Source organism: Megasphaera sp. DISK 18, assembly GCF_001682955.1.
Classification (GTDB): Bacteria; Bacillota; Negativicutes; order Veillonellales; family Megasphaeraceae; genus Megasphaera; species Megasphaera massiliensis.
The window spans coordinates 36,260-63,009 of sequence record NZ_LUGJ01000021.1; the positions used below are offsets into that span (position 1 = coordinate 36,260).

General features: G+C 54.4%; 21 protein-coding genes, 1 tRNA gene and 1 riboswitch. Of the genes, 14 read left to right on the plus strand and 8 right to left on the minus strand.

All coding sequences use genetic code 11. The features are described 5' to 3' along the window. Positions 1 to 551 precede the first annotated feature (551 nt). Positions 552 to 1,313 carry a dihydroorotate dehydrogenase electron transfer subunit gene (locus A0U42_RS04970; RefSeq protein ID WP_065360105.1) on the plus strand — a complete coding sequence of 254 codons (762 nt, stop codon included), beginning with the start codon at positions 552 to 554 and terminating at the stop codon, positions 1,311 to 1,313. Next, positions 1,313 to 2,230 carry a dihydroorotate dehydrogenase gene (locus A0U42_RS04975; protein ID WP_065360106.1) on the plus strand — a complete coding sequence of 306 codons (918 nt, stop codon included), beginning with the start codon at positions 1,313 to 1,315 and terminating at the stop codon, positions 2,228 to 2,230. Before A0U42_RS04970 ends, A0U42_RS04975 begins: the two co-directional genes overlap by 1 nt. Before the next feature lie 271 nt (positions 2,231 to 2,501). On the opposite strand, the gene A0U42_RS04980 is transcribed toward A0U42_RS04975, so the two are convergent. From A0U42_RS04980 to A0U42_RS05010, 7 genes are all read right to left on the minus strand, one after another. After that, positions 2,502 to 3,155 (minus strand): methionine ABC transporter permease, encoded by a 654-nt coding sequence (locus A0U42_RS04980; protein ID WP_044503940.1) that lies wholly within the window; start codon positions 3,153 to 3,155, stop codon positions 2,502 to 2,504. Then, positions 3,136 to 4,179: a methionine ABC transporter ATP-binding protein gene (locus A0U42_RS04985; RefSeq protein WP_065360107.1), complete on the minus strand. Its 1,044-nt coding sequence runs from the start codon at positions 4,177 to 4,179 to the stop codon at positions 3,136 to 3,138. Before A0U42_RS04985 ends, A0U42_RS04980 begins: the two co-directional genes overlap by 20 nt. Positions 4,180 to 4,263: 84 nt before the next feature. Further along, positions 4,264 to 4,361: riboswitch (SAM riboswitch) on the minus strand. Between the two features lie 59 nt (positions 4,362 to 4,420). Next, entirely contained in the window at positions 4,421 to 5,653 is a 1,233-nt protein-coding gene (locus tag A0U42_RS04990; RefSeq protein WP_065360108.1) for an aminopeptidase, read from the minus strand. A gap of 21 nt (positions 5,654 to 5,674) precedes the next feature. After that, on the minus strand, positions 5,675 to 7,012 hold the full coding sequence (locus tag A0U42_RS04995) for an MATE family efflux transporter (RefSeq protein ID WP_065360109.1): 1,338 nt from the start codon (positions 7,010 to 7,012) through the stop codon (positions 5,675 to 5,677). Between the two features lie 62 nt (positions 7,013 to 7,074). Next, on the minus strand, positions 7,075 to 7,341 hold the full coding sequence (rpsT, locus tag A0U42_RS05000; RefSeq protein ID WP_044503935.1) for a 30S ribosomal protein S20: 267 nt from the start codon (positions 7,339 to 7,341) through the stop codon (positions 7,075 to 7,077). A gap of 90 nt (positions 7,342 to 7,431) precedes the next feature. Next, positions 7,432 to 8,397 (minus strand): class II fructose-1,6-bisphosphate aldolase, encoded by a 966-nt coding sequence (gene fba / locus A0U42_RS05005; protein WP_062412060.1) that lies wholly within the window; start codon positions 8,395 to 8,397, stop codon positions 7,432 to 7,434. 35 nt (positions 8,398 to 8,432) lie between these two features. Then, complete coding sequence (locus tag A0U42_RS05010) at positions 8,433 to 9,314, minus strand: RluA family pseudouridine synthase (protein WP_065360110.1); 882 nt, start codon at positions 9,312 to 9,314, stop codon at positions 8,433 to 8,435. Positions 9,315 to 9,634: 320 nt separating this feature from the next. On the opposite strand from A0U42_RS05010, the gene dnaG reads away from it, so the two are divergent. The 8 genes from dnaG to A0U42_RS11570 all read left to right on the plus strand — a co-directional run bounded on the left by dnaG (position 9,635) and on the right by A0U42_RS11570 (position 19,388). Beyond that, positions 9,635 to 11,428, plus strand: a complete 1,794-nt coding sequence (gene dnaG / locus A0U42_RS05015; RefSeq protein ID WP_065360111.1) for a DNA primase — start codon at positions 9,635 to 9,637, stop codon at positions 11,426 to 11,428. A 24-nt stretch (positions 11,429 to 11,452) separates the two neighbouring features. After that, a complete protein-coding gene (gene rpoD / locus A0U42_RS05020) occupies positions 11,453 to 12,703 on the plus strand; it encodes an RNA polymerase sigma factor RpoD (RefSeq protein ID WP_065360112.1) in 1,251 nt (416 codons plus the stop codon). Positions 12,704 to 12,762: 59 nt separating this feature from the next. After that, complete coding sequence (locus A0U42_RS05025) at positions 12,763 to 13,578, plus strand: RibD family protein (RefSeq protein ID WP_065360113.1); 816 nt, start codon at positions 12,763 to 12,765, stop codon at positions 13,576 to 13,578. A 12-nt stretch (positions 13,579 to 13,590) separates the two neighbouring features. Next, positions 13,591 to 13,965: a pyridoxamine 5'-phosphate oxidase family protein gene (locus A0U42_RS05030; RefSeq protein WP_065360114.1), complete on the plus strand. Its 375-nt coding sequence runs from the start codon at positions 13,591 to 13,593 to the stop codon at positions 13,963 to 13,965. A gap of 321 nt (positions 13,966 to 14,286) precedes the next feature. Then, positions 14,287 to 15,018: a Fic family protein gene (locus tag A0U42_RS05035; protein WP_065360115.1), complete on the plus strand. Its 732-nt coding sequence runs from the start codon at positions 14,287 to 14,289 to the stop codon at positions 15,016 to 15,018. A 37-nt stretch (positions 15,019 to 15,055) separates the two neighbouring features. Continuing rightward, positions 15,056 to 16,303, plus strand: a complete 1,248-nt coding sequence (locus tag A0U42_RS05040) for a hypothetical protein (protein ID WP_065360116.1) — start codon at positions 15,056 to 15,058, stop codon at positions 16,301 to 16,303. A 496-nt stretch (positions 16,304 to 16,799) separates the two neighbouring features. Beyond that, the gene (feoB, locus tag A0U42_RS05045; RefSeq protein ID WP_255304107.1) at positions 16,800 to 19,193 is read left to right on the plus strand and encodes a ferrous iron transport protein B; all 2,394 of its coding nucleotides are present in this window, start codon (positions 16,800 to 16,802) and stop codon (positions 19,191 to 19,193) included. Between the two features lie 21 nt (positions 19,194 to 19,214). After that, positions 19,215 to 19,388 carry a FeoB-associated Cys-rich membrane protein gene (locus tag A0U42_RS11570; RefSeq protein WP_141669499.1) on the plus strand — a complete coding sequence of 58 codons (174 nt, stop codon included), beginning with the start codon at positions 19,215 to 19,217 and terminating at the stop codon, positions 19,386 to 19,388. A gap of 271 nt (positions 19,389 to 19,659) precedes the next feature. On the opposite strand, the gene A0U42_RS05050 is transcribed toward A0U42_RS11570, so the two are convergent. Beyond that, positions 19,660 to 19,734 (minus strand) — tRNA-Ile (locus A0U42_RS05050). Positions 19,735 to 19,991: 257 nt separating this feature from the next. On the opposite strand from A0U42_RS05050, the gene A0U42_RS05055 reads away from it, so the two are divergent. The 4 genes from A0U42_RS05055 to A0U42_RS11455 all read left to right on the plus strand — a co-directional run bounded on the left by A0U42_RS05055 (position 19,992) and on the right by A0U42_RS11455 (position 26,660). Next, on the plus strand, positions 19,992 to 22,118 hold the full coding sequence (locus A0U42_RS05055) for an ASKHA domain-containing protein (protein WP_065360117.1): 2,127 nt from the start codon (positions 19,992 to 19,994) through the stop codon (positions 22,116 to 22,118). Between the two features lie 12 nt (positions 22,119 to 22,130). Then, positions 22,131 to 24,602: a homocysteine S-methyltransferase family protein gene (locus tag A0U42_RS05060; protein ID WP_065360118.1), complete on the plus strand. Its 2,472-nt coding sequence runs from the start codon at positions 22,131 to 22,133 to the stop codon at positions 24,600 to 24,602. Between the two features lie 16 nt (positions 24,603 to 24,618). Further along, complete coding sequence (locus tag A0U42_RS05065) at positions 24,619 to 25,593, plus strand: Gfo/Idh/MocA family protein (protein ID WP_065360119.1); 975 nt, start codon at positions 24,619 to 24,621, stop codon at positions 25,591 to 25,593. A gap of 143 nt (positions 25,594 to 25,736) precedes the next feature. Continuing rightward, positions 25,737 to 26,660: a metallophosphoesterase gene (locus tag A0U42_RS11455; protein ID WP_083122312.1), complete on the plus strand. Its 924-nt coding sequence runs from the start codon at positions 25,737 to 25,739 to the stop codon at positions 26,658 to 26,660. Positions 26,661 to 26,750 lie beyond the last annotated feature (90 nt).

Consider the following 26,750-nt stretch of genomic DNA (forward strand, 5'->3'; position numbering starts at 1 on the left):
CCCACCAATACACCGTAAATGGTGTACATCAGTGGCAAACCGTGACGGTCTGTCTGTCGTTCACAAACGACAGAACATGGCTCCTAGTCCCATAAGTATAGCCGAATTACGAAATGGCGTCAATAATACCTTCAAAAGAGTCCGAGCTGAGAGCCGGCAATCGAAGGCAGCCTTGATAAGGCGCAAAACCGTTACATCATCTAAAGGCAAAGGACAGTCCGGCGTCAAAAATGGCCAATAGGGATTGTACATGAGCCGATGTTAGCCGCTTCGATTAGAAACATAAGTAATGCTATTTCATGATATCATAAAAAAGAGCCATGCCCATCCAATACACCATAAATGGTGTACATAGGATGGCAAACCGCAAGGGTCTGTCTGCTGTTGAACAGCAGAACATGGTTCCTGATACAATCCGTGTAGCAGAATCGTTACGCGGAGTCAATGATAGGGTAAAGAGATTTAAAAGGCGTCAACTCAGATGTGGACTTTTTGAGTAATTTGTGGAATAATAGAATCGCTATATAGAAATGAGGAAGGATGATCAGAGGGTGAAAAAATTTGTGGAAATGGCGACCATTGTCGAAAATACAGCCATCATTCCGGAAGTTTGGAAAATGGTCTTCCAAGCGCCGAAGACGGCCAAGGAAGCCAAGGCCGGTCAGTTTGTCAACGTCCATCGCGATGGGGGACAGACCTTTTTGCGCCGTCCCTTCGGTATCGTCGATGCCGATGTCGATGCGGGAACGGTGACCATTATTTACCGCTTGGTCGGCGTCGGTACGGAAGAAATGAAGGACCTCCGTCCCGGCGATGTGATCAACGTCGAAGGGCCCTTGGGCGACGGCATCTTTACGACGACGCCGGGGAAAGTCCTTTTGGCCGGCGGCGGCGTGGGACTGGCGCCGCTCATCTTCTTGGCGAAACAGCTCGATCATCCCATCGTGCTCGTCGCCGGTAAGACGGCAGCCGAAACGTTTTGGACGGAGTTCTTTGAACCCTATGCCGAACAGATTTACGTCACCACCGACGACGGTTCTAAGGGAATCAAAGGCTTTGCCGTCGATGCCCTGCCGACCATCTTTTCCGAACATCCTATCGATCGCGTATCGGTCTGCGGGCCGACGATGATGATGAAGACCATTGCCGAAGGATCGGCCAAGGCCGGCATCGACTGCGAAGTCTCCATGGAAAAACGGATGGCCTGCGGCTTCGGCGTCTGTCTGGGCTGTACCTTTGAAAGTAAAATAGACGGCAAGCGCTATAAAGTCTGCAGCGACGGACCCGTCTTTTCGGCAAAGGAGGTCTTCTGATGATTAGTGAACGGATTGCCGTCGAATTTGCCGGAATCTCGATGAAAACGCCCGTCATGGGTGCGTCGGGAACCTTCGGATTCGGCATTGAATACAGTGATTTTCTCGACCTCGACGCCGTCGGGGCCATCATCTCCAAAGGCATTACGCCCTTGCCGCGGCCGGGCAACCCCGGTGTCCGCGTCGCCGAAACGCCGGCAGGCATGCTCAACTGCATCGGTTTGGAAAACCCCGGTGTCGACGCCTTTAAACGGGACATCCTGCCGAAGGTAACGTCTTCCTGTCAAACGCCGCTCATCGTCAATGTCTCCGCCGGCAGTGTCGAAGAATACGGACAAATCGCAGCCGACCTCGACGTCGATGGCGTCGCCGGTCTTGAAGTCAATATTTCCTGCCCCAACGTCAAAGAAGGGGGGATCGTCTTCGGTACCCAGCCCGAAGCGGCGGCCGCCGTTACGCGCAGCGTCAAGGACCATACGAAAAAGCCGGTCATCGTCAAATTATCGCCTAACGTCACCGATATTACGACCATGGCCAAGGCCGTCGAAGCGGCCGGTGCTGATGCCATTTCCCTCATCAACACCCTGACCGGCATGGCTATCGACATCACGACGCGTCGGCCCATCTTGGGCAACATCACCGGCGGGCTGTCGGGGCCTGCCGTAAAACCCATCGCCCTGCGCATGGTTTGGCAGGCGTCGAAGGCCGTCTCCATTCCCATCCTGGGCCTGGGCGGTATCGTGACCTGGCAGGATGCCGTAGAATTCATGCTGGCCGGTGCCAGCACGGTCGCTGTCGGCGCCCATAACTTCGTCGACCCCCGGGCCGTCGAAACCGTCGCCGAAGGCCTCGACCAATACTGCAAGGACCAAGGCATCGCCCATATCAGCGACATCGTCGGTCAATTAGAAGCATAAGAAGCTCATACAACAACGTCTTGTGGACACTCTCGTTCACAAGGCGCTTTTTTGTTGGCCTAATATAGATGTGACGCTTTACAGAGCTTCAATTATCATCGTTATTGTCGTCGGAGCTTCATCAAAAGGCCTGCCGCGGTTTGGCCGGCAAGACCGGTGATTGACAGCGGGCAGTTAATTTCTGCGCAGCTGTCTCTTTTCATCTTCAAGGCGACATAAAAAAGACATGAACAGGAGATAAACCCCGTTCATGTCTAGGCTTGCAGATTTTTTATTTCTTATTCTTCTTATGCGATGCCAGGTCGCCGCCGTACTGGATGAGGTTGACGACGACGATGAGGATGATGATCGTCGCTAACATGACGTCGGGACGGAAGCGCTGGTAGCCGTAGCGGATGGCGATGTCCCCGAGGCCGCCGCCGCCGATGGCACCGGCCATGGCCGATGCGCCGATGAGGTTGACGATGAGGACCGTAACGTTGTTGATGATCGTCGGCAGGGCTTCCGGCAGGAGGACCTTGCGGATGATCTGGAAGGGCGTAGCGCCCATGGATTCAGCCGCTTCGACGAGGCCGTAATCGACATCGCGGATCGACGTTTCGACGAGGCGGCTGAGGAAGGGAATGGCGACGATGGTCAAGGGGACGCAGGCTGCGGCCGTACCGATGGACGTACCGGCAATGAGTCGGGTCAAGGGGATGATAGCCACCATGAGGATGATGAAGGGCACGGAACGGATGATGTTGACGATGGTGCCCAAAATCCGGTTGATGAAGAGGTTTTGCAGGATGTGGCCCTTGCTGGTCGTGACTAAGGTGACGCCCAGGGGAATGCCGATGATGCCGGCGATGACCGTGGCCACGGCGACCATATAGAACGTTTCTTCAATGCCTTGGAGCATTAACTTAATGATTTCTTGGGACATAACCTAATACCTCACTTCCTATCGGTAATGTTTTAATATACGAGAAGGCCTTGGCCTGGGTTTCCATATCGCCCATGATGACGATGATCAAGTAGCCGAAGGGTTCATCCTGGATGTAGTCGATGTTGCCGTAGAGAACGCTGACCTTGACGTGGAAGGTGCTGACGATTTCCGAGACGACCGGTTCGTGGGTAGCCTTGCCTTTAAAGCGCAGGCGGACGAGCATGTCGTGGTCCGGCGTAGGCTGGTCGGAGACGCCGAGATTCTTGATCCCCTTCGGCAGTTCCATGTTGATGACCGACGTGACGAAGTCTTTCATGGTCTGGGACTGGGGATTGGTGAAGATGTCGACGACGCGGCCCATTTCCTTGATGACGCCGCCTTCGATGACGGCTGCCCGATGGCAGATGTTTTGGACGACAGCCATTTCATGGGTGATGATGACGATGGTAATGCCCAGGCGCTGATTGATGTCCTGGAGGAGTTCTAAGATAGATTTCGTCGTCTGCGGGTCGAGGGCCGACGTCGCTTCGTCGCAAAGGAGAATCTTGGGGTCGCTGGCAAGAGCCCGGGCAATGCCGACGCGCTGTTTCTGGCCGCCCGAGAGTTGAGACGGATAGTTGGCGGCGCGGTCGCTGAGGCCGACCAGTTCCAACAGGGATTCGACTTTTTTATGGATGACGTCTTTCGAGGCGCCGACCAGTTCCAAGGGGAAGGCGATGTTTTCAGCAACCGTCCGCGATGAGAGGAGGTTGAAGTGCTGGAAAATCATGCCGATATTTTTGCGTTCTGCCCGAAGCTGAGATTCGCTCATTTTGCACAGGTCTTTGTCGTCGATGATGACTTCGCCGCTGGTCGGTTTTTCCAGCATATTGATGCAGCGGACGAGGGTCGATTTACCGGCGCCGCTCTTGCCGATGATGCCGAAGATCTCGCCGTCTTCGATGGTCAGGTTGATGCCCTTTAAGGCTTGGATTTGGGCAGCGCCGCCGTAGGTTTTGGTAATGTTCTTTAAGGTAATCACAGTATCACTCCTTGAGCCAGGCGTACAGGGGATAAAGACAATAAAAAAGGCCGTCATGCAGATGACGGCCGTCAATACGGTGTTACTTCATCTGTCGGAATGTTCCGGTGGACTTGGCACCTTCCCGAATGGGGGTTGCCGCAGCGTCATCGGGCCAGTCCCTCAGCTGCTCTGGATGAAAGGTATATCGTTGTTGCAACTTATAATAGCACGGCTTTTTGCCGTTGTCAATAAGTAATCTTTACTCGGCCCAGTTTCCGTTGGTGAATACAGGGACGACGGTGCCGTCTTTTTTTAGGCCCGTAATGGTAAGGTCTTTGGAACCGACCATGAAGTCGACGTGGATCATGGAATCGTTGAGGCCGGCTTTAGAAAGGCCTTCTTTGTCGAGTTCTGTGCCGCCTTCAAGGCAGGTCGGGTACGACGCGCCCAGGGCTAAATGGCAGGAGGCATTTTCATCGAATAAGGTTTCGTAGAATAAGATGCCCGACAGGGAAATGGGCGAGGCGTAGGGGATGAGGGCCACTTCGCCCAGGCGGCCGGCGCCTTCATCGACGGCGACGAGCTTCTGTAAGACGTCTTCACCGACTTTTGCGGCGGCGTCGACGACCTTGCCGTCCTTAAAGGTCAGGTGGAATTGATCGATGGTGTTGCCGTTGTAGACGAGAGGCCGCGTGCTGTATACCGTACCGTTTACGGCGTCGGCCTTGGGGGCCGAGTAGATTTCTTCTGTCGGCACGTTGGCATTGAATAAGATGGCCGTTTCCGTTTCTTCCATGCCGCCTTGCCAGATATGGTTATCGGGAAGGCCGACGGTAAGATCCGTGCCCAGGCTGTTGGTGTAGTGAAGGCTCGTGAAGTGCTGATTCGTCATCCACGTCCGGCGGGCCTTGAGGTTGGCCAGATGGGCATCCCAGTCGGCCAAGGGATCCACACCGTCGGCTCTCGACGATTGGAGAATCTGGTTCCACAGGGCTTCATAAGCCTTGTCGGCGTCAAGATCCGGGTAGAGGAGCTTGGCCCAGACGGCGCTCGGGACGGCGGCGACGAGCCACGTCGTCTTGGAGGCCATCATGCCGTCGATATATTCTTTTAAGGCCTTATTGTGCGCCTTTTGCTGGGCGAAAATCTTCTTGGTGTCGATGCCGCTCAAGAGCTTGGGATTGGCCGAAATGAGGCTCAGGAAGGCCGCTTTTTTATGGTAGTAATGAAGGCTGAAGTCGCGGCGCCAGTCGGGCAGGGACTCAAAAGACGACAGGTCTTCATATTCGTAGCGCAGGCGGGTCATGTCGTCGGAGCGCCAGTTGACGACGACTTCGGAGGCACCCATCGTATAGGCTTCTTTGGTCAGTAAGGTGACGAAGTCGTGGCCTTCGACGGGGGCATTGATGACTAAGGTCTGTTCTTTTTGAAGATTGAGGCCTTTTTGCAGTAATACCTGCGCGTAGGCCGTTAATTGTTCAATCGTTGGCATAGAATCAACTCCTTTATATAACTATGATAAACGCCAGGCCGTCTGTTTCCACAGCCGCCAGTTGAGGGCCGCGGCGTTGATGGCCAGGCTGATGATCAGGCTGAGCCAGTAGCCGAAGGGGCCGTAGGGCGTGAGATGGGCCATGGCATAGCCCATGGGAATGCTGATGAACCAGTAGGTGATAAAGGCGATGTAGGTAATGATGCGGACATCTTTGTATCCGCGGAGGATCCCCTGGACGGGCGTACCCATAGCATCGCAGAAGGCAAAGGCTACGGCACACAAGAGGAAGGTTCGGAGGGCCCGGAAGGTTTCGGCATCCGTCGTAAAGATGGCGGCAATGTCGTCGACGAAGACGTAGGTGAATAAGGTGACGCCGACGGCGATGATGAGGGCCGTGATTTGACAGAGGACGGCGTACTGCCGGGCACCCTGATAGTTTTTGGCACCTACTTCGTAGCCGATGACGATGGTTGCCGCCAGGCTGATGCTCCAGGGAATGGTATAGGTCAAGGTCGTGAAGCTGATGGCGCCCTGGTTGGCGGCGAGATATAAGGTGCCGAATTCTGCCATCAAAAGGCTGACGATGGAAAAGAGGCTGGTCTCACAGAAGACGGCGATGAAGATGGGAATGCCCAGTTCCAACTGGTGATAGGCGTGATGCCAGCTGAAAGGACGCAGGCGGCGCCATAAATCGTACGAGCGAAAGGGCTCCATAAAGGTCAGGACGGCGACGAAGAGTAAAAAGGACACCCAGCCGGCGATGGTAATGGCATAGCCCGTGCCGATGCCGCCCATGGCCGGAATGGGGCCGGCGCCGAAGATGAGCAGGCGAAAGAGGATGATGGTGAGAACCAGGTTGGTCATGAGGATGGCCATCGATATCTGGGTCTTGCCGTGGGCGTCGACGACGTAGCGAATCGTCGCCTGCAGGCAGATGGGAACGAGGCCTAAGGACAAGGCTTTAAGATATTCCCAGGCAATATAATGAACCTTTGGTTCGAGGCCCATGAAGTCGAGAAAGGGCGGCAGCAGCACATAGCCTAAGAGGAAAATCACGACCGTAAAGGCCAGGCTCAGATAGAGGCTCTGCATGATGTATATGGGAATCTCTTCCGTCTTTTTGGCGCCGCGGAGCTGGGCGATGATCGGCGAGATGCCGAAGAAGATGCCGCACAGGCCGGCAAAGACGGGAATCCAGATGTTGACGGCAACGGCGACACCGGCCAGATCGACCGTACCGGCACGGCCGCTGAAAATCGAGCTGAAGACCGACGTGCCGACTTGGGCCATCTGGGTCAAGAGCAGGGGAAAAAACAGGGTCAGAAAATGACGCCATTGGCTGCGATGGGGGAACATAGAAACCTCCTTATACGAAAAAAGCGTTGTCTCAGAGGACAACGCTTTTTCTACAGTTCAACTTATTTGCCCATCGCATTGACTTTGGAAGCCAAACGGGATTTTTTACGAGCTGCCGTATTTTTATGGAGAACGCCTTTACGTGCGGCGCTGTCGATTACGCTGCTAGCTTTATCAAATGCCTGTTTAACGGCATCAGCGTCACCGCCGAGGATGGCTTCGTTCGTACGGCGGATAGCGGTATGAACGGAAGATTTTACTCGAGAGTTAGCTGCATGACGAGCTGCGTCTTTTTCCATCGTTTTCATGTTGGATTTAATCTGCGGCAATGGATTCACCTCCCTAATTTACAAGAACACTAGAAAAAATTTTACCATATGCCACAGAAAAAATCAATAGTTTTTTTGCAGGACATGCGATTAGGCTTTACCTTCGGAACCGAGAACGGCTTTGATCTTGTGGGCTACGATGTCGTGGACGAACTGACGGCCGTCGGTCAGGTACTGACGCGGGTCGAAGTGGTCCGGATGCTGAGCCATGTGCTGACGGATGCCGGCAGTCAGGCCGAGACGGAGGTCGGAGTCGATGTTGATCTTGCAGACCGAGAGAGAGGCTGCTTTGCGGAGCTGATCTTCGGGGATACCGACAGCGTCAGCGAGGTCGCCGCCGTTGGCGTTGATGATCTTGACGTATTCCGGTACGACGGAAGAAGCGCCGTGGAGTACGATCGGGAAGCCCGGCAGGCGTTTGGAAACGTCTTCGAGGATGTCGAAGCGGAGCGTCGGCGGTACGAGAACGCCGTCAGCGTTGCGGGTGCACTGTTCCGGAGTGAATTTGAAAGCGCCGTGGCTGGTGCCGATAGCGATAGCCAAGGAATCGACGCCCGTACGGGATACGAATTCTTCGACTTCTTCCGGACGGGTGTAGTGAGCTTCTTCAGCCGAGACGTTGACATCGTCTTCGATGCCGGCCAGCTGACCGAGTTCGCCTTCGACGACGACGCCCTTGGAATGAGCATATTCAACGACTTTTTTCGTCAAAGCAATATTGTCTTCGAAAGAATGTTTGGAGCCGTCGATCATGACAGACGTGAATCCGCTGTCGATGCAGTCTTTGCAGGTTTCAAAGTCAGCACCGTGGTCGAGGTGAAGGGCGATGGGGAGATCGTAATCTTCCAGGGCTGCGGCTACGAGATGTTTCAAGTACGACGGTTTCGCATATTTACGGGCACCGGCCGAAGCCTGAAGGATGATCGGGGATTTCAATTCAGCAGCGGCTTCTGTGACAGCCTGGACGATTTCCATGTTGTTGATGTTGAATGCACCGATGGCATAGTGGCCTTCATAGGCTTTTTTAAACATTTCTGTAGTTCCAATTAATGGCATGTTTACATTCCTCCTACAAGTTACGTATAGAATATTTAATGTATATAATTCCAGCCGGCCCGACGGACGAGGGCGTCCATATCTTCAGGCAGCCGGGAATTAACGGTAATGAAGCGATGTGTCATGGGGTGGGTAAACTGCAGGCAGTAGGCGTGAAGGGCTTGACGCTGCATGAGTTGGCGGGAACCGCCGTAAAGGTCGTCGCCGACGAGGGGATAGCCGAGATAACTGCTGTGGACCCGAATCTGATGGGTTCGCCCCGTATGCAGGACGACTTGGAGCAGGCTGTATTCAGTGGACCTCGCCAGGCAGGTGAAATCGGAATGAGCCGGCTTGCCGTCGAGCCTGACACAGCGGGTAATGATGCTGTCGGGACATCTTCCGATGGGGGCGTGTACAGTTGTGACCCGCGCAGGGTATCGTCCCTGACAAATGGCCAGATACAGCCGCTTATAGCTGAGATCTTTTTTGTCGAAGGCGTACTGGATCTGCGGTTCTTTGGCGACCATGCACAAGCCCGACGTATTTTTATCGAGGCGATGCATGGGGTGATATGAGCAGTGCTGACCCGTCGCGGCGTAGTGATAGGCCACGGCGTTGGCCAACGTCCCGTCTCGAACGGCCGACGTCGGATGCATTAAGATGCCTGCCGGCTTATCGATGACCATGAGGTAGTCGTCTTCGTAGACGATGCCGATGGGGATATCCTCGGGTGCAAATTCGTTTTTGACGGGAATGACGATGGACACGACATCCCCTTCCCGGACGAAATCGCGCGTCGAGGCAGGCTGGCCGTTGATGGTACAGCTGCCGCTGTGCTTGATGCGGCGTCTTAGTGTGGATGAGACGCCGAAGTGTTTCATCGCGCCGGCTACGGTCGTAGGCCGGTGGAGCGGACCGACTGTAAAATGAATCATTGGCATATTCCTCTATCTTGGCGTTGTCTACCCTTATTATACCCAATAGAAATAAATAAATCCACACATTTCAGGAAAAGAGGTGGGCTATATTTTAGCCCGCAAGCAAGGAAATACGCTGATTTTGAGAAAATGGAGAAAATTTCATCTTCATAAACAGGAAACTTGACGCTATGCGTCGAAATAGTATAACATAGAAAGGCTATGTATCCGTTTTTGGCATTTCTGCGAAAAGGGCCTTTCAAAAAGAAGGAATTGGACAGGTCGACAGAGAATATATAAATACATCAGCTTAATTGAAACAAAGCAGGTGATAAGGAGTGAAACGGTTTTCCAGCGAATTTATTGAACAGGTTCGTCAGGCCAATGACATCGTCAGCGTCATCTCGGATTACGTCTCGCTGAACAGACGGGGCCGCAATTTTTGGGCCTGCTGTCCTTTCCATAATGAAAAGACGGCGTCCTTCAGCGTTACGGCCGACAAGGGATTTTTCTACTGCTTCGGCTGTCATGCCCACGGCGACGTCTTTCAGTTCATTATGAAAAAAGAAAACCTTTCCTTTGCAGACGCCGTCGAGCGATTGGCCGAACGGGCCCATATTGCCCTGCCCGTCGTCGAACGGTCGGCTGAAGAAGTAGCCCGCGATAAACTGCGGGACCGACTCTATGAAATTAATGAAATGGCAGGGAATTTCTTCCATAACTGCCTGGTAAAGACCCATTACGGAGAACCGGGGCTGGCCTATTTTCACAAGCGTCACGTATCGGGCGATACGATTGACGCCTTTAAGCTGGGCTTTGCACCGGACAGCTGGGATAAGCTGACCGGCGCCTTTATGAAAAAAGGCGTCACCGGCAAAGAACTGGTTGCATTGGGTCTGGCAAAAGAAAAAAACGGCCACTTTTACGACGCTTTTCGCGGCCGGGTCATGTTTCCCATCCGCGACGGCCGCAGCCGCATCGTCGGTTTCGGCGGGCGAGTCCTCGACGACAGCAAGCCGAAATACCTCAATTCCCCGGAAACGCCGATCTTCAATAAACGGCGCCTCTTGTTTGCCATGGATATGGCCCATAAGGCGATTTTCGAAGAAGGGCGGGCCATTTTGGTAGAAGGCTATATGGATGTCATCTCGGCCCATAACCGGGGCATTCACAACGTCGTAGCGTCCTTGGGGACGTCCTTTACAGATGAACAGGCGCGGCTCCTCCAGCGTCAGGCTAAAGAACTCGTCCTGGCCTACGATATGGACGGCGCCGGCCGTCAGGCTACCCAGCGGGCCATGACCATCGTCAGAGGCCTCGGCATGCACATTCGCATCCTGTCCCTGCCTCAAGGGAAGGACCCTGATGAATACATCAATGCTGCCGGGCCGGATAAATTCCGGGAAGCCGTAGGCGATGCGCCCAACGTTCTCGACTACATGCTGAGACGGGCCCTGACCCTTTACGATGCGGCGACCTTGGAAGGAAAGTCGGCCATTACGGCCATGGTTCTCCCCGTCGTGGCTGCCGTCGACAATCGGGTCCTCTTAGAGGCCTTTTTGAAAAAAATGGCCGGCCAGCTGCAAATCGGGGAAGACGCCGTTCGCAGTGAATTTAATAAATACGTCGCAGCCCATCCGGAGGCCGGACAACAGCAGGTCGTCATCTCGCCGTCCGTATCGCAGCACAATGCCGCCGCCCGCGGCACGGGAACCATGGCAGTCGCCGAAGAAAATATCCTGCGCTTTCTCTTGGAAAAGCCGGCGGCTTGTGAGCGCATCCGCGCGAAAGTAGACCCGGTGTTCTTTGCCGATGAACGGCGCCGCCGTATTTATCAAATTATATTAGATACATATGCACACCAAGGGATGTACACACTACATGACATCCAGCAAAAATTAACTCCTGAGGAGGCCGAAGAAGTTGCAAGAATTATGGTTCTGCAAGATGTCCCGTTGGACGAAAACGTGTTGATGGATTATGTCAAACGGTTTCGCCTGGCGGACCTGCAAAAACAGTACCTTGAACACAGCCGCCTGGCTGCCGGCTATAGCCGCACCGGCGATGCAAGATTGGCAGCTGAGCTTGCCATCTGCAAACAAATTAACGATGAAATGAAGCAATGGTCTTAAGGAGCAGAAAGGAGCCTGTACACCATGGTGAATAAAAAGACAGACGATATGAACGAAACGAATAAAACGACAAAGAAGACCGTACGCCGCAAGACGACGAAGAAGAAAGACGCGGCGGCGAAACCGGCCCTGACGGAAAAAGAACGTCGGGAACTGGCCCTGCAGCACATACAGCAACTCCTGCAAACGGGGCAGAAGAAGGGCAGCCTGACCTATACGGAAATCATGAACCTCATGGAAGAAGACGACTTGACGCCGGACCAAATCGACAAGATGTATGAACTCTTTGCCGATAAGGGCATCGACATCATCGGTGAAGATGACTCCATGCGCGATCGTGATGACATAGATGATGAAGATACGGAAAAAGTACCGGATATGCACACCGTCGACCTCAGCGTGCCCGAAGGCATCAACATCGACGACCCGGTCCGCATGTATTTAAAAGAAATCGGCCGCGTGCCCCTCTTGTCGGCAACGGAAGAAATCACTCTGGCTAAGGCCATTGAACAGGGGAACGCTCCCGAAGCGACGGAAGAAGATATCAAAGCCGGCACCATTGCCAAGAAAAAACTGACCGACGCCAACCTGCGTCTCGTCGTCAGCATTGCTAAGCGCTACGTCGGCCGCGGCATGCTGTTCCTCGACCTCATTCAGGAAGGCAATCTGGGCCTCTTGAAAGCCGTCGATAAATTCGACTACAGCAAGGGCTATAAATTCAGTACCTATGCTACCTGGTGGATCCGCCAGGCCATTACCCGCGCCATTGCCGACCAGGCCCGGACCATTCGAATCCCGGTCCACATGGTCGAAACGATCAATAAACTGATCCGTATTTCCCGCCAGCTCCTTCAGGACAAGGGCCGCGAACCCCTTCCGGAAGAAATCGCTGAAAAGATGGATATCCCTGTCGAACGCGTTCGGGAAATCATGAAGATCGCTCAGGAACCGGTATCCCTCGAAACGCCGATCGGCGAAGAAGAAGATTCCCACTTAGGCGACTTCATCGAAGACTCGGAAGCCGTAGCGCCCGATGATGCAGCGTCCTTCATCCTCTTGAAAGAACAAATCGAAGACGTCTTCTCGTGTCTCACGGACCGCGAACGAAAGGTTCTCTACCTTCGCTTTGGCCTCAAAGACGGCCGGCCGCGGACCTTGGAAGAAGTGGGGCAGCACTTTAACGTCACTCGTGAACGTATCCGCCAGATTGAAGGCAAGGCATTAAGCAAGCTCCGCAACTGGGGCAAGCGGGAAAAAATCAAGGATTTCCTCTAAGCCGTTTCATTCTATTTATATAAGTTATCGTTGTTGTTCTATCCTGAGGAGGTATTTTCATGGATAAAGCCAATCGCCCCCACATCTTCTGCCATATGGAGACGTCTCTTGACGGCAAGATCATGGGGAAGTACCTTTGGATCGAAGAAACAAACGCTGAAGAAGATTCGTTTTACACCTTATTTTCCGGCCCCAAGGCGTACTTTAAGCCCCAGGCCCTCTTAAACGGCCGGACGACGGTGGAAGACAATTTCACCTTTTATAAGACACCTGACGTCGATGAGAGCGCCGCTCCCGTTCCCGCCGGAGACTTTTTAGCCGACGACGGCAAGACGGGCTTCTACCTCATCGTCACCGACTCCAAGGGCCGCGTGGCCTGGGAAGAGGGACAGCTCACCGATTTCTACGGCCATGAAAAAGCCCAGGTCGTCGAAGTCCTGTCGGAACAGGCGACGAATGCCTATAAAGCCTACCTGCGCGACAAGGGCGTCAGCTATTTGATCTGCGGGAAAGACAACATCGACTTGGAGCTGACCTGCCGCAAATTAAAAGACGTCCTTCACCTCGATTCGGTCATGCTCGGCGGAGGCGGAGCCATTAACTGGAGCTTCCTCCAACAGGGCTTATGCGACGAAGTGAGCGTCGTCATCGCCCCGGCAGCCGACGGCAGTGCCGACACGCAGACCTTGTTCATGGCCCGGCCCGGCTTTTCTGACGACCAGCCCGTCGTCTTTTCCGTGAAAGACTGTAAGGTCATGGACGACGGCAAGGTTTGGCTGCGCTATGACGTACAGGGCAAGAGTCAGCACGATTTTGACAATGACAGTGAATATCAGGCTGTTCAGGATATGCTGGCCAAGGTCGGCAATCCGTAAAGGAGGATTCTCATGTTAAATGAAGTTTTCTTTGACTGCATTAAGCATGACGGCATCGTGTCCGTCGCTTCCGCCGGAAAAGACGGTCGTCCCCACATTGCTAATACGTGGAACAAGTACCTCATCGTAACGGACGATGAAAAGATCCTCATCCCTTGCTTCGGCTTCATCAAGACCGAAAAGAACGTCGATGACAATCTGTATATCGAAGTCTCCCTCGGGAGCCACGAAGTGCAGGGCAAGATGGGCATGGGCACGGGATGCCTTTTGACCGGCAAGGCTGAATTCTTCAAAGAAGGCAATCTCTTTGACGCCATGAAAGCCAAATGCGCCTTTACCAACCGCGTCCTGGTCTTTACGCCGGAAACGTGCAAACAGACGATTTAACAAAAAAACGAACTCCTCTGACAAGTGTCGCCGTCGTGCGGCCTGTCGGAGGAGTTTCTTTTTGCCTTTGGGGCTTTCATGGGGAGGGGCCGGCCTTTTTGTGATATAATGATATATATTATGAGAATGAGAAAAAAATAAGGCGCTTCGGAGCAAGACACTGCCCAATCCGGCATAGGGACGGGAGACGCCTTTGGCGTCTGTCCGCGGACGGTTACGGTGACAGACGCCAAAGGTCCGGGGCCGGTACAGCCGAATCGGAAGTTGATAAGCATCGTTTCGGCAGGCGGTCGAATTGCGGAGCTTTATGGGAGGTCAACCATGGATCGATTGCAAGACAAGATAGCGCATTTTCGTCGTCGCTTAAGGAGCCTCAGTGATTTTGAAAAGAAGGACTGGCAGGAGGAATTTCGCCTTCGCTTTACCCATGATTCGACGGGAATCGAAGGGAGCCTTCTGACCGTCCTCGACGTCAAGATGATCCTCTTCGACGGCATCATTCCGGCCGGGACAAAAGTCGTTGACTACGAGGCCGTACGGGGCCATGAACGGGCTTGGACAGCGCTGAGAGAGGCCGCAGACCAGGGCCTTCCCTTGACGGAAGCGCTGATAGGCGACATCCATAGATTGGCAGCGCCCTTAGATACGAGGGGCGGCTCCTATCGGGACCGATCCGTTTCTATCCGCGGCTCGCAGTATGTCCCGCCGGCAGCAGAAACAATCCCTGAGGCGATGAAATGGTGGCTTTCTCGGATAGGCGATGACGCCGTTTTAAATCCCCTTGAAAAAGCCGCCCGGATCCACGGTGAATTCAGTAAAATCCAGCCCTTTCTGTCGGGAAACGGACCGACGGCCCGCCTGATGATGAATTACCCCTTATTAGGGGCCGGCTATCCGCCTCTTTCGATACAAAAAGCACAGCAGACGGAGTATTTTCAGGCCCTCGAAGCCTATGAGCTGGACGACGAGATTCAGCCCTTGCGGGAGCTTTTAACGGACTGCCTGGAAGAACGATTGGCTGAATTTTTTTCGATGTACGGCAAAGAAGGGTGAAAAGAGGTTACGGGTCATGACGTAAGGAGGAACGAAGATGACAGATGCGACGGTGAAATCCTATCAACTGCGCTCGAAAGATAAGGCTCTCATCGATTTTTCATGCTGCCGGTGCCGTGAGCAGGGATTCGTGAGCGAGCGCCTCGAAATCGACAGAATCTATGAGGCCCGGAAGGCCCTGTTCCCGCCGTCCCTTAAAACCGGCGGCCCCATTACGAAAGATGCTTTGACGCGCTGGATACGCTTGCGGAAGGTGCCCCGTCACCGACATTTTGCCGAGAACATCTTAAGTGCCATTCACGATGACGGCCGCCTCATGACCTACGTCGAGATGACGCGGGCCCTTTCGCTGAATGATGCCTATTGGATTACCGCTGCGGATGATTCGGTTTCTTGGGAGGCTTGTAATCTCTACGATAATCCTTTTTCGGAAAGGGTGGCGGCCATCGCCTTTAACGGAGAGGGAATCTCTGACAGAGGACCGGTTGCGACGCCTGAGATTACAACCGTCGGGGCCTTGAAAAAGTGCTGGATCCGAAGGGACGGACGCATCGCTTTGATGAAGGGTGACGGTTTCATGCCGTGCTCTGACGGTCGGACCCAGGCGGCGCTGGAATGGTATGCCGCTAAGGTCGCTGCCGTCATGGAGTTTCCCCATGTTCCCTATGAGCTGGAATCCTATACCCATCCCGACGGGACGAGGGAAACGGTCTGCCTCTGCGAGATTTTCACCAGCGCTGATGAAGGCTATGTCGATGCCTATACCTATTTTTCCGCGAAAGGCCTCGATATGACAGTTTTGAACGATGACGACTTAGCTTCCCATGATACCATGGCCAGTCTCTATGGGCGCCGGGCCTATGCCGACTTAGTGATATTTGACGCCGTCATCTGCAATAAGGACCGTCATTATGGGAATTTCGGCTATATCATCGATAATAATACGGGACAATGGCTGCGGCCGGCACCAATCTTTGATAATGGCCGTTCATTGCTGTACGATGCCAGCACCTATGATTTGGACCATCTCGACGAATACATGAAAGACTCCGGCGGAAGAGGGGCGTCGATGCCCTTCGATATCCTGGCCCAATTCTTTGTGGAGCCTCGCCATATAGAGGCTCTTAAGAGGATGACGGCCTTTTCCTTTGAAAATCATCCGACCTGTCCTTTGCCGGAAAAGACCTTGGCACGGCTGACGAACTTCGTCCGCCTGCGGGCTCAGCGTATTATTGATTTATATGAAGCCCGGGAGAAGTACCATCGACTGACGGCTACCGATTAAGGGCTTAGGATGGCCGCTGTTTTGCCTTTTCACGGTTGTTATAGGGAAAAAGATAAGTCGGTACGCCCCGGTAAATTAATCAGGGCATACTTGGAAGGATATAGACAAACGGAAAGCAGAAAAAGCAGTCCCGACGGTCAGGGACTGCTTTTCTATATTCGCTCGTTTGGACATGGTTTCTGCCCTTTTGGCAGACTGTAAGGGAATGCATTGACTTTATTCTCATATAGCATCATACTACAGATATAACGATTAAACGATTATTTGATGGCTGCCTGAATAAGATGTATAAAGCCATTGAATCCTATCCATATAGGATGCAGGTATCTTGCCTGCAATCCTTGAAAGAAAGGGGGTTGCCGTAACCATACGGAAAGCAAGCCCTTTGATAAAACACACAGTATCGGCCGACAAATCTGCGATCCGTTGGCTGACAGGCAGATATGCCCTGTGATTGAGAAAGGCCGGGAACACATTGCAAAAGAGTAGACATACGATGAACGACATGATAACCATGGATCAATTAAGGCCGAAACAGAGTGCCTATATCCGTGCCATTGGTGGCAGCGGTGCCCTTCGGCATCATCTATTGGATATGGGGCTGACGCCGAAGACCGAGGTTACGCTCCGTAAAATCGCTCCCCTGGGAGATCCAATCCAAATTGAACTGCGCGGCTATGAATTGACCCTGCGCCTCGATGAAGCGAAAAAGATAGAGGTAGAGGACATTCATCAAAAGGCGCAGCCCAAGAGCCAATCGGAATCCTATCGCCCCATTGCCCATCCCGGGGTGGGGGAATTGGGAACGGACGGGGACTACCATGTCCATGAGCGAGGCGATGCCATTGCCAAAGGCCAGCCCTTGACCTTTGCCTTAGCCGGGAACCAGAATTGCGGCAAGACGACCTTGTTTAATCAATTGACCGGTGCCAAGCAGCATGTCGGGAATTTTCCCGGTGTCACCGTCGATCGAAAAGACGGGACCATTCGCCATTATCCGGAAGCTACGGTTACCGATTTGCCGGGGATTTATTCGCTGTCGCCTTATTCCAGTGAGGAAATTGTAACCCGGGATTTCCTGATGAAAACCAGGCCGTCCGGGATCATCAATATTGTCGACGCCTCCAATATTGAGCGCAATTTGTACCTGACCATGCAGCTCATGGAGTTGGGAATTCCCATGGTCCTGGCTCTGAATATGATGGATGAGGTACGGGCCAATGGCGGTTCTGTCCGCATCAACGAATTAGAGCAAACCCTGGGCATTCCGGTAGTGCCTATTTCGGCTGTAAAAAATGAAGGGATTGACGAGCTCATTGACCATGCCATTCATGTGGCAAGGCATCGGGAAACACCGGCCCGGATTGATTTCTGTGCCGAAAGCGACATGCCGGGAGATAAGGTCGGCGCCGTGCATCGCGCCATTCACAGCACGGTTCATCTCATCGAGCCTTATGCGAAAGCAGCCGATCTTCCGGTCCGTTTTTCGGCGACCAAGGTGATTGAGAATGACCCTTTGATCGGGAAAGCGCTGGCCTTGCCGCCGGAAGCCCAAACGGCGTTGGAACAAATCGTACGGGTCATGGAAAAGGACAGCGCCCTGGACCGGGAAGCGGCCCTTGCCAACATGCGCTTTACTTTCATTGAAAATGTCTGCGCGAAGACCGTCGTAAAGCCTCATGAAAGCCGGGAGCACCGACGCAGCGTCGCCCTGGATCGGATATTGACCGGCAAATATACGGCCATTCCGGCTTTTCTGGGAATTATGGCTTTCATTTTTGTCATGACTTTCAACTTTATCGGAGCCGGTCTGTCGGAGGTCATGGCCATGGGCGTAGATGCCGTGACGGGCTTGATCGACGCGGGACTGACGGCAGCCGCCATCAATCCACTGGTCCATGCCCTGGTCATCGATGGGATCTGTAATGGCGTCGGCAGCGTCTTGAGTTTTCTTCCCACCATCGTCACCTTGTTTTTCTTCCTCTCTATCCTCGAGGACAGCGGCTATATGGCCCGCGTCGCCTTTGTCATGGATAGACTGCTGCGGCGCGTCGGCTTGTCCGGTCGGAGTTTTGTGCCCATGCTGATCGGCTTTGGCTGTTCCGTCCCGGCCATTATGGCCACGAGGACCCTGTCCAGTGAACGGGATCGAAAAATGACCATCCTCCTCACGCCCTTTATGAGCTGCAGTGCCAAACTGCCGATTTACGGGCTCATGGTCAGTGCCTTTTTCCCGAAACAGTGGCAGGCGGTGGTCATGATCGGCTTATATTTCTTCGGAATCTTCTGCGGCATCCTCTATGCGCTGCTGCTGAAAGGGCGGGTGTATAGAGGCGAACCGGTGCCCTTCGTCATGGAACTGCCGAACTATCGGCTGCCGTCGGCCAAGAGTGTCGTCCGCCTCATTTGGGAGAAAGCCAAGGGTTTCATTCAGAAGGCCTTTACCATTATTTTTGCCGCGACGATCATCATCTGGGCCCTGCAGACCTTTGATACGCAGCTCAACGTGGCGGCCTCGCCGGATACGAGTCTGCTGGCCATGATCGGCAGTCTGACGGCACCGATTTTCAAGCCCCTGGGCTTTGGCGATTGGCGGGTGGCGACGGCCCTGATAACGGGATTTACGGCTAAGGAAAGTGTCGTTTCGACGTTGTCCGTATTATTAGGTGGTGATGTGTCGGCCCTGTCGACGCTGTTTACGCCCTTTACGGCCCTTATATTCCTGGTGTTTACCCTCCTTTATACGCCCTGCGTGGCAGCCGTGGCAACGGTGCGTCGGGAGATGGGGTCGGCCCGGGCAGCCGCCGTTACCGTCGTAGTACAGTGTGCCATTGCCTGGGTTGTCGCTTTTATCGTCCGTGAAATCGGACTCCTCATGGGGTTCGTCTAGCGAAATCGAGGTGAGATACGCATGAATGCGGCGAGTTTTCTGTTATTAGCCGTCATCGGCGTGTTATTCGTCCTTGCCGTCCGCAGCGTTCTAAAAGGCAGGGGAAATTCATGCGGCGGCAACTGTTCCGGATGCTCGATGCGCTGCGGGGCCGCGAAAAAGAAACGTCCGCGAGGCAGGAAGGGACGGGACTGACGGTCTTGAGACCTTGCCTAAGATGGCGTCAGCCATGGTGACGGACTTCCTTTCCCGGCAGGATACATAATATTGATTTATATAGAGGCCGGGGCCATGGCCTGATGGTGATCGGTTCGGTTCCCTGTTACACGAAACGATTGCCGTCTTTGCGGCAGTTGGATTTTTATAAAGAAAAAAGACGATGACAAGGCATCATGAGATACCTTGTCATCGTCTTTTTTTCGTGCTGACAGCTCATTCTTCATAAGCGGAGAATCGCTGTATCGTATGGTGGGCCCACTTGGGATCGAACCAAGGACCAACCGGTTATGAGCCGGTGGCTCTACCGCTGAGCTATAGGCCCATGTAATCAGCGCGTAAAGTCTTACCAAGTTATTATACGCCAATCGGAAAGGGCCGTCAAGAAGGGAGATGGCATGGCTGCCGACGGTACGCCGGTCTATTGGGGGAACTGACGAGGAAGCCGTGCCTAAACTCGTGGAAGTGGGACGATTTTTAGCCTGTCTGCGATAAAATCCGATAAATTTTCCATTATCGGTGGCGGTATTCTTTGATTTTCGATATAATATACCTTAAATAATTATGTAAGGGGGAAAGGTCATGGCTGATATTCGTATTTTAAGGGGACAACGGATCGTTCCCGACGTCGATCAGGCGCTGCACTTTGCCGGCTATCAGAAGGCCGGTCTCGGCCGGGACAAGAGTCTTGCTCGCTGTCAGGAGTTGGTGCCGGTCCTGCGCCCGTTGATGCAGGCTAAGGCTGTTTTGGCGTTTACCGACGACAAGGTCTATGCGATCCTGACGTTAGGCGAGGCCGTGAGCCGCCAGCTTGACCGATATGAAAAAGACGGCGACGTCATGGATTCTCTCTTGTTCAATGCCTTGGCCGATACGTGCCTCATGGCCCTTGAAGCAGACGTCCTGCAGAAGCTTCAACTCATCTGCCGGCAAAAGGGCTGCGGCATTACGGGCCGTCACGAACCGGGCAGTGACGTTCCCATAACGGTCCAGGCCGACGCTGTGCGAGAAACGAAGGCCCGTCAGTCCGTCGGCGTCACCGTGAATCGAGACTCTGTCCTGTCGCCGGCCAAATCGATGAGCCTGGTCTTTGACGTCGGGACCGATGCCAACGTATTTCGCGCTGCCCATGACTGTGCGGCCTGCCCTAAGACCGACTGTGACCACCGGCAGGATAAGGGCGGCGAAGCCGTCGTGACCGTTCCGGCTGGGGTTAAGGTCGATGAGGCCATCCAAGGACAGGGAACGAGTCTTCCCATGCCCTGCGGCGGCAAAGGCCGCTGCGGAAAGTGCCGCGTCCGCGTCGTGTCGGGAACGCTTGCCGTGACGGCAGCCGACCGCAACGTCTTCTCCGACAGCCAATTGAAGGACGGATGGCGCCTTGCCTGTCAGGCCGAAACGACGGAAGACACGAAGATCGCTGTACCTCTTCGCGAACAGCAGGGATTTTCGGCACTGGCCCTTCATGAAGATGAGGCCTCCGGCGATGAACTTTTGGCGAACCATGGCTGCGGCATTGCCGTCGATATCGGGACGACGACCATTGCTGCGGCCCTCATCGATCAAAGGGACGGCCGCATCGTGGCTGCGGCGACGACCGGAAGCCATCAGCGCTCCTTTGGGGCCGACGTCATCAGCCGCATCGATGCGGCCAATAAGGGCAAGGGCAAGGCCTTGCAGAAAGCCGTTCGCCGGGATATTCTGGGACTGATGGAAAAACTCTTTGACGATCATCCCGAAGCCAAGGCCTCGTGCCATAAGGTTGCCATCGCGGCCAATACGACCATGATTCACCTGCTCATGGGCTGGTCCTGTGAAGGCCTTGGCAATTGGCCCTTTACGCCGGTCTCCTTAGGCGGCGAGACCTATTCGTTCAGCGAGGTCTTTGGAAGGGACGGCTTCCTGACGGACTGTCAGGTTACCTTGATTCCCGGTATGAGTACCTACGTCGGCGGCGACATTACGGCCGGCATTGCCGCCTGTGGCCTCATGGATTCCGACGAAGTTACCTTATTCATCGACTTAGGTACCAATGGGGAATTGGTCCTGGGCAATCGGAATCAGCGCTTCATCGCCTCGGCGCCGGCAGGACCGGCCCTTGAAGGGGGCAAACTGAAGTGGGGAACGGCCAGCGTCTCCGGCGCCATCTGCGGCGTCCGCATCGAAGGCGGTAAAGCCGTTGTCCGCACCATTGACGGCGCCGTTCCCGTCGGTATCTGCGGGACCGGTATCATCGAAGCCATGGCCGGCCTCGTTTCAGAAGGACTCGTCGATGAGACGGGAAAATTAGAGGAACCTTATTTCACCATGGGCTTTACCCTGGGGTCGACTCTCGATTATGAACGCATCGTCCTCAGCCAGAAGGATATTCGGGAAATCCAAATGGCTAAGAGTGCCATTCGGGCCGGTATTGAAACCCTCATCGAACGGAGCGGCATCGATCGCCGACGCATCGATCGGGTGTGCCTGGCGGGAGGCTTTGGTTATCGCCTCGACCCGGAGAAAGCCGCCGTCATCGGCCTCTTGCCGCCTGATTTAGCGGCTAAGGCGACGGCCGTCGGCAATACGGCACTCCAAGGGGCAGCGGCCTTCCTGTCAGGATCCCTTTCGGAGGAGAACCTGCGGACGGCTGCCGCCGGGGCTGAAGAAATTGTCCTTGGCAACGAAGAAGCTTTTCAACGCTTGTACATTTCATATATGAATTTTTAGGGGGAAGGTAGATTGACCAACGAAGCATTTCAGCGGCTCTTAGACAGCGGCGTTGTCCTCCTCGACGGCGCCACGGGAACCAATTTACAGCAGGCCGGCATGCCCATCGGCGTCTGCCCGGAACAATGGATTTTGGAAAATCGTCAAGTCATGATCGACTTGCAGCGGAAATTCATCGACGCCGGCACGCAGATCGTCTATGCGCCGACCTTTACGGGAAACCGCCTGAAACTGGCGGAATACGGATTAGACGATGATTTAAAAGCCATCAATGAGGGGTTGGTGGCCATTTCAAAAGAAGCGGCTGGAGACAAGGCCCTGGTCGCCGGCGACATGACCATGACCGGCCGCCAGCTCTATCCCATGGGGGATTTGACCTTTGAAGAATTGGTGACGGTCTATAAGGAACAGGCGAAGGTCCTTTATGAAGCCGGCGTCGACCTCTTTGTCGTCGAAACGATGATGAGCCTTCAAGAAACGCGGGCCTGCGTCCTGGCCATCAAAGAAGTCTGCGATTTGCCCATCATGGCCACCCTGACCTTTGAGAAAGACGGCCGCACCTTATACGGTACGCCGCCGGAAGCGGCTGTCGTCGTCCTCGAACACTTAGGCGTCGACGCCGTCGGTCTTAACTGTTCGACAGGGCCGGCCGACATGGTCGATACGGTGCGGACGATGTACGAGTACGCCAATATCCCTATCATCGCCAAGCCCAATGCGGGCCTTCCGGAACTTGACGGTGACAAGACGGTCTATAAGACGACGCCCGAAGAATTTGTCAAAGACGGACTCCTCCTCATCGAAGCCGGGGCCCATATCGTCGGCGGCTGCTGCGGAACGACGCCGGCTCACATCAAGGCCTTGGCCGACGCCGTAAAAGATTTGACGCCGAAAGTTCCTCAGGCCGTCCATTCCCGCGTACTGGCGTCGGAACGACAGGTCCTTGAAATTCACCTCGACGGCGATTTTCAAGTCATTGGCGAACGCATCAACCCGACGGGGAAGAAGAAACTCCAAGCTGAATTGAGAGCGGGAAAACTCGACTTAGTCCGCTCCATGGCCCGCGAACAGGAACGGTACGGGGCGTCTATCCTCGACGTCAACATGGGGACCAACGGCATCGACGAAAAAGACATGATGCTCAAGGCCATCTATGAAGTAACCGGTGTATCGGGACTGCCGCTGAGCATTGACACCAGTTCGCCGGACATCATGGAAGCAGCCCTTCGCATCTATCCCGGACGGGCCTTGGTCAATTCCATTTCCTGTGAAACGGAAAAATACGAAAAGCTCCTGCCCGTCGTCAAGAAGTACGGCGCCATGTTCATCGCCCTTCCCGTATCGGATGAAGGCATTCCCAAGACATTAGCGGAAAAGCACGCCGTCCTCGACGAACTCTTGCATCACGCTTACGACGCCGGCTTCAAGAAAGAAGACATCGTCGTCGACGCCTTAGTGGCCACCGTCGGTGCGGCGCCGTCGGCAGCGCTCGACTGTATGGCGACCTTTTCTCACTGTAAAAAAGATTTGGGCCTGGCCACGGTCTGCGGCCTGTCCAACATTTCCTTCGGCCTGCCCGACCGGATGTACGTCAATGCAGCCTTCCTTTCCATGGCTATTGCCAGCGGCCTTACCATGGCCATTGCCAATCCGTCGCAGGACCTCTTGATGAATACGGCAGCCGCTGCCAATATGCTCATGAACCGCGAAGGAAGCGACCTCGGGTATATTCGCCGCATGCAGTATTTCGATAAGAAAGAGGCTGAAGCCAAACGGCAGCAGGAAGCGGAACTCTTGGCCCGTCATGGTGAATCCTTGTCCGGACCGGCCTCGGGGGAGTCTGAGGGCACGGACGAAAAGCCGGTCAGTCCCGTCTATCAGGCCGTATTAGACGGCGAGAAAGAGGCCATCGTCGCCCTGGCTCAAGCGGAGCTTGCCAAGGGGATGCCCCCTGGGGCCGTCATCGATGAACAGCTCATTCCGGCCATTACGAAAGTCGGTGACTTATACGACAAGCAGATTTATTTCCTGCCCCAGCTCATTGCCAGCGCCAATACGATGGAGACGGCCATTGCTTACCTTGAGCCCCTCATCCAAAAGGCACCGGGCGAGAGCGACATGGCGACCATCATCATCGCCACCGTCGAAGGCGACGTCCATGACATCGGCAAGAACCTCGTCGGCCTCATGCTGCGCAACTACGGCTATAAGGTCATCGACCTCGGCAAAGACGTGCCGGCCGGTAAGATCATCGAAACGGCCCTTTGCCACAAGGCGTCTGTCGTCGGCCTGTCGGCCTTGATGACGACGACCATGATGCACATGAAAGACGTCATTGCCGAAGCTGCCGACCGGCATTATGACGGCAAGATCATTATCGGCGGCGCTGCTGTCACGCCGAGCTTTTCTGAGGAAATCGGTGCCGACGGCTATTCTAAAGACGCGGCAGACTGTGTGAAACTCGTCAGCCGCCTGTTATCGTAAAAGGGGGATTTGTATCATGACATCTTATCGTTGGGCAACCTTAGGCTGCGGCGTTATCGGCAATGAATTGGCTCAGGCCATGCAGCAGTTAGGGGGAAACTTGTATGGCGTCGGCAATCGGACCCATGCTAAAGCCGTCTCCTTTGCCGAAAAATACGGCATTTCCAAAGTTTATGACAAGCCGGAAGACATCTTTTCCGACCCCGACGTCGATATCGTCTACTTATCGACGCCGCACAACACGCACATCCAGTACCTGATTCCGGCCCTTGAAGCGGGCAAGCACGTCCTCTGTGAAAAGTCGATTACCCTCAACAGTGACGAACTGGCTCGGGCCCGTAAGGTCGCCGACGAAAAAGGCGTCGTCCTGGCCGAAGCCATGACCTTATACCATATGCCGATTTATAAGAAACTTTCTGAACTCGTAAATTCCGGTGCTTTAGGGAAACTGCGCTTCGTCCAGATGAACTTCGGCAGCTATAAAGAATACGACATGAAGAACCGTTTCTTCAACCGCAGCTTAGCCGGCGGCGCCCTCCTCGATATCGGCGTCTACGCCCTGTCCTTCGTGCGCTACTTCATGACGGCTCAGCCCGACCAAATCGCCTCTCAGGTCCTTCGGGCCCCGACCGGCGTCGATGAACAGGCGGGCATCCTCCTTCAGAATAAAGAAGGGGAGATGGCAACCTTAGCCCTGTCCCTTCACGCCAAGCAGCCGAAACGAGGCATGGCCGCCTTTGATAAGGGCTATATCGAAATCTACGACTATCCCCGGGCTCAAGAAGCGACTATTACTTACACCGAAGACGGCCGCAAGGAAGTCATCCGGGAAGGCAGCACGGCCAAGGCCCTGCAGTACGAAGTCCTCGACATGGAACAGGCCGTCGCCAACGGCGGCAAGGGCATGTGCCAGGAATACACGAAAGACGTCATGGATCTCATGACCGCCATCCGTCAGCAGTGGGGCCTGACTTATCCGGAAGAAGAATAGGCATAATCGAGACTGAAAGGACCTTGTAGAACGCGTCCTTTTACAGACATTTCCACCAGTCTTTGCAAAAGTTATACAGGCTCTCGTTATACTGAAGATGTACAACGAGAGCCTGTTTTTATTGGGGATGAGGAGGAGATGCCATGTTTTCGTCACTGTTTTCCAGGAATCGGGAGACACTGGAAGAAAAAAATTATTCACGCCTGTCGATCATTAGTGATTTCCATTATCCATGCAAAAAGCTGGTCACGCCGAAAGAACGCCTGCGTTATATGGCCGCTAAAGAGGCTGCCCTGCAGGATATGAACGACTGGCGCGACCTTGATTTAGCCGTCTTTACGGGCGATATGGTCCAACGAAACGGCAGTGCCGAAGAATACCGCCTGGTGCGGCTCGTCGTCAACGGCCTGAAAAAGCGGAAAGCCTTCATTGCCGGCAATCATGAACTGCTCTATACGGGCCACGGCGAAGATCTCCGGCCCTGCAGCAGCACCGAACGGATCCTGCACTTTGCCCGCTATACCAAGACCTTCGGGCCCCTCTATTATGCCAAGGAACAGCGGGGCTATCTCCTCGTCTTCCTGTCGCCGGACACGGTTACCGGCGGCGCTGCCGTCGAATTATCTCACCAGCAGCTGACCTGGCTCGACCAGACTTTGGCCGCTCACCGTCAGATGCCGACGATCATCTTCTGTCACGCTCCCTTAGAAAATACGGCCGTTCCCGAAAAGAACGGCGTCAGCCTGCCGTCGCCGCGCAATTCGGCCCAGCCCGCCGCCGACATCCGCCGCATCCTGGCCCGCCACCATCAGGTCCGCCTGTGGGTATCGGGACACACCCATACCATGCCGGACGATGCGACCTTCATGGATGACCAGAACTATTATGAAGGCCGGGTCCTCAACGTCTATAACAGCGACTGGGACGAAGATACCATCTATTCCAACTCTATCTATCTTTACAACGACCGCATCCTCATTCGGACTTATAATCATACCGAGGGCATTTGGCTGCCGGCCTTCGACCGCACCATCACCCTGCCGGAATGGTGCCGCGCCGTCGCTTAGTCTGTATATTGGAATCAACCCTTATCTTGTTCAGCATATAAAGAAGACCGGAAAGAAGTGCATTCCATTTCTTTCCGGTCTTTTCGGCGT

Coding starts and splice junctions, on each gene's coding strand:
- A0U42_RS04975 (WP_065360106.1), top strand. CDS start 1,313: ATGATTAGTGAACGGATTGCCGTCGAATTTGCCGGAATCTCGATGAAA.
- A0U42_RS04980 (WP_044503940.1), bottom strand. CDS start 3,155: ATGTCCCAAGAAATCATTAAGTTAATGCTCCAAGGCATTGAAGAAACG.
- A0U42_RS04990 (WP_065360108.1), bottom strand. CDS start 5,653: ATGCCAACGATTGAACAATTAACGGCCTACGCGCAGGTATTACTGCAA.
- A0U42_RS04995 (WP_065360109.1), bottom strand. CDS start 7,012: ATGTTCCCCCATCGCAGCCAATGGCGTCATTTTCTGACCCTGTTTTTT.
- fba (WP_062412060.1), bottom strand. CDS start 8,397: ATGCCATTAATTGGAACTACAGAAATGTTTAAAAAAGCCTATGAAGGC.
- A0U42_RS05010 (WP_065360110.1), bottom strand. CDS start 9,314: ATGATTCATTTTACAGTCGGTCCGCTCCACCGGCCTACGACCGTAGCC.
- rpoD (WP_065360112.1), top strand. CDS start 11,453: ATGGTGAATAAAAAGACAGACGATATGAACGAAACGAATAAAACGACA.
- A0U42_RS05025 (WP_065360113.1), top strand. CDS start 12,763: ATGGATAAAGCCAATCGCCCCCACATCTTCTGCCATATGGAGACGTCT.
- A0U42_RS05030 (WP_065360114.1), top strand. CDS start 13,591: ATGTTAAATGAAGTTTTCTTTGACTGCATTAAGCATGACGGCATCGTG.
- A0U42_RS05035 (WP_065360115.1), top strand. CDS start 14,287: ATGGATCGATTGCAAGACAAGATAGCGCATTTTCGTCGTCGCTTAAGG.
- A0U42_RS05040 (WP_065360116.1), top strand. CDS start 15,056: ATGACAGATGCGACGGTGAAATCCTATCAACTGCGCTCGAAAGATAAG.
- feoB (WP_255304107.1), top strand. CDS start 16,800: ATGAACGACATGATAACCATGGATCAATTAAGGCCGAAACAGAGTGCC.
- A0U42_RS11570 (WP_141669499.1), top strand. CDS start 19,215: ATGAATGCGGCGAGTTTTCTGTTATTAGCCGTCATCGGCGTGTTATTC.
- A0U42_RS05055 (WP_065360117.1), top strand. CDS start 19,992: ATGGCTGATATTCGTATTTTAAGGGGACAACGGATCGTTCCCGACGTC.
- A0U42_RS05065 (WP_065360119.1), top strand. CDS start 24,619: ATGACATCTTATCGTTGGGCAACCTTAGGCTGCGGCGTTATCGGCAAT.
- A0U42_RS11455 (WP_083122312.1), top strand. CDS start 25,737: ATGTTTTCGTCACTGTTTTCCAGGAATCGGGAGACACTGGAAGAAAAA.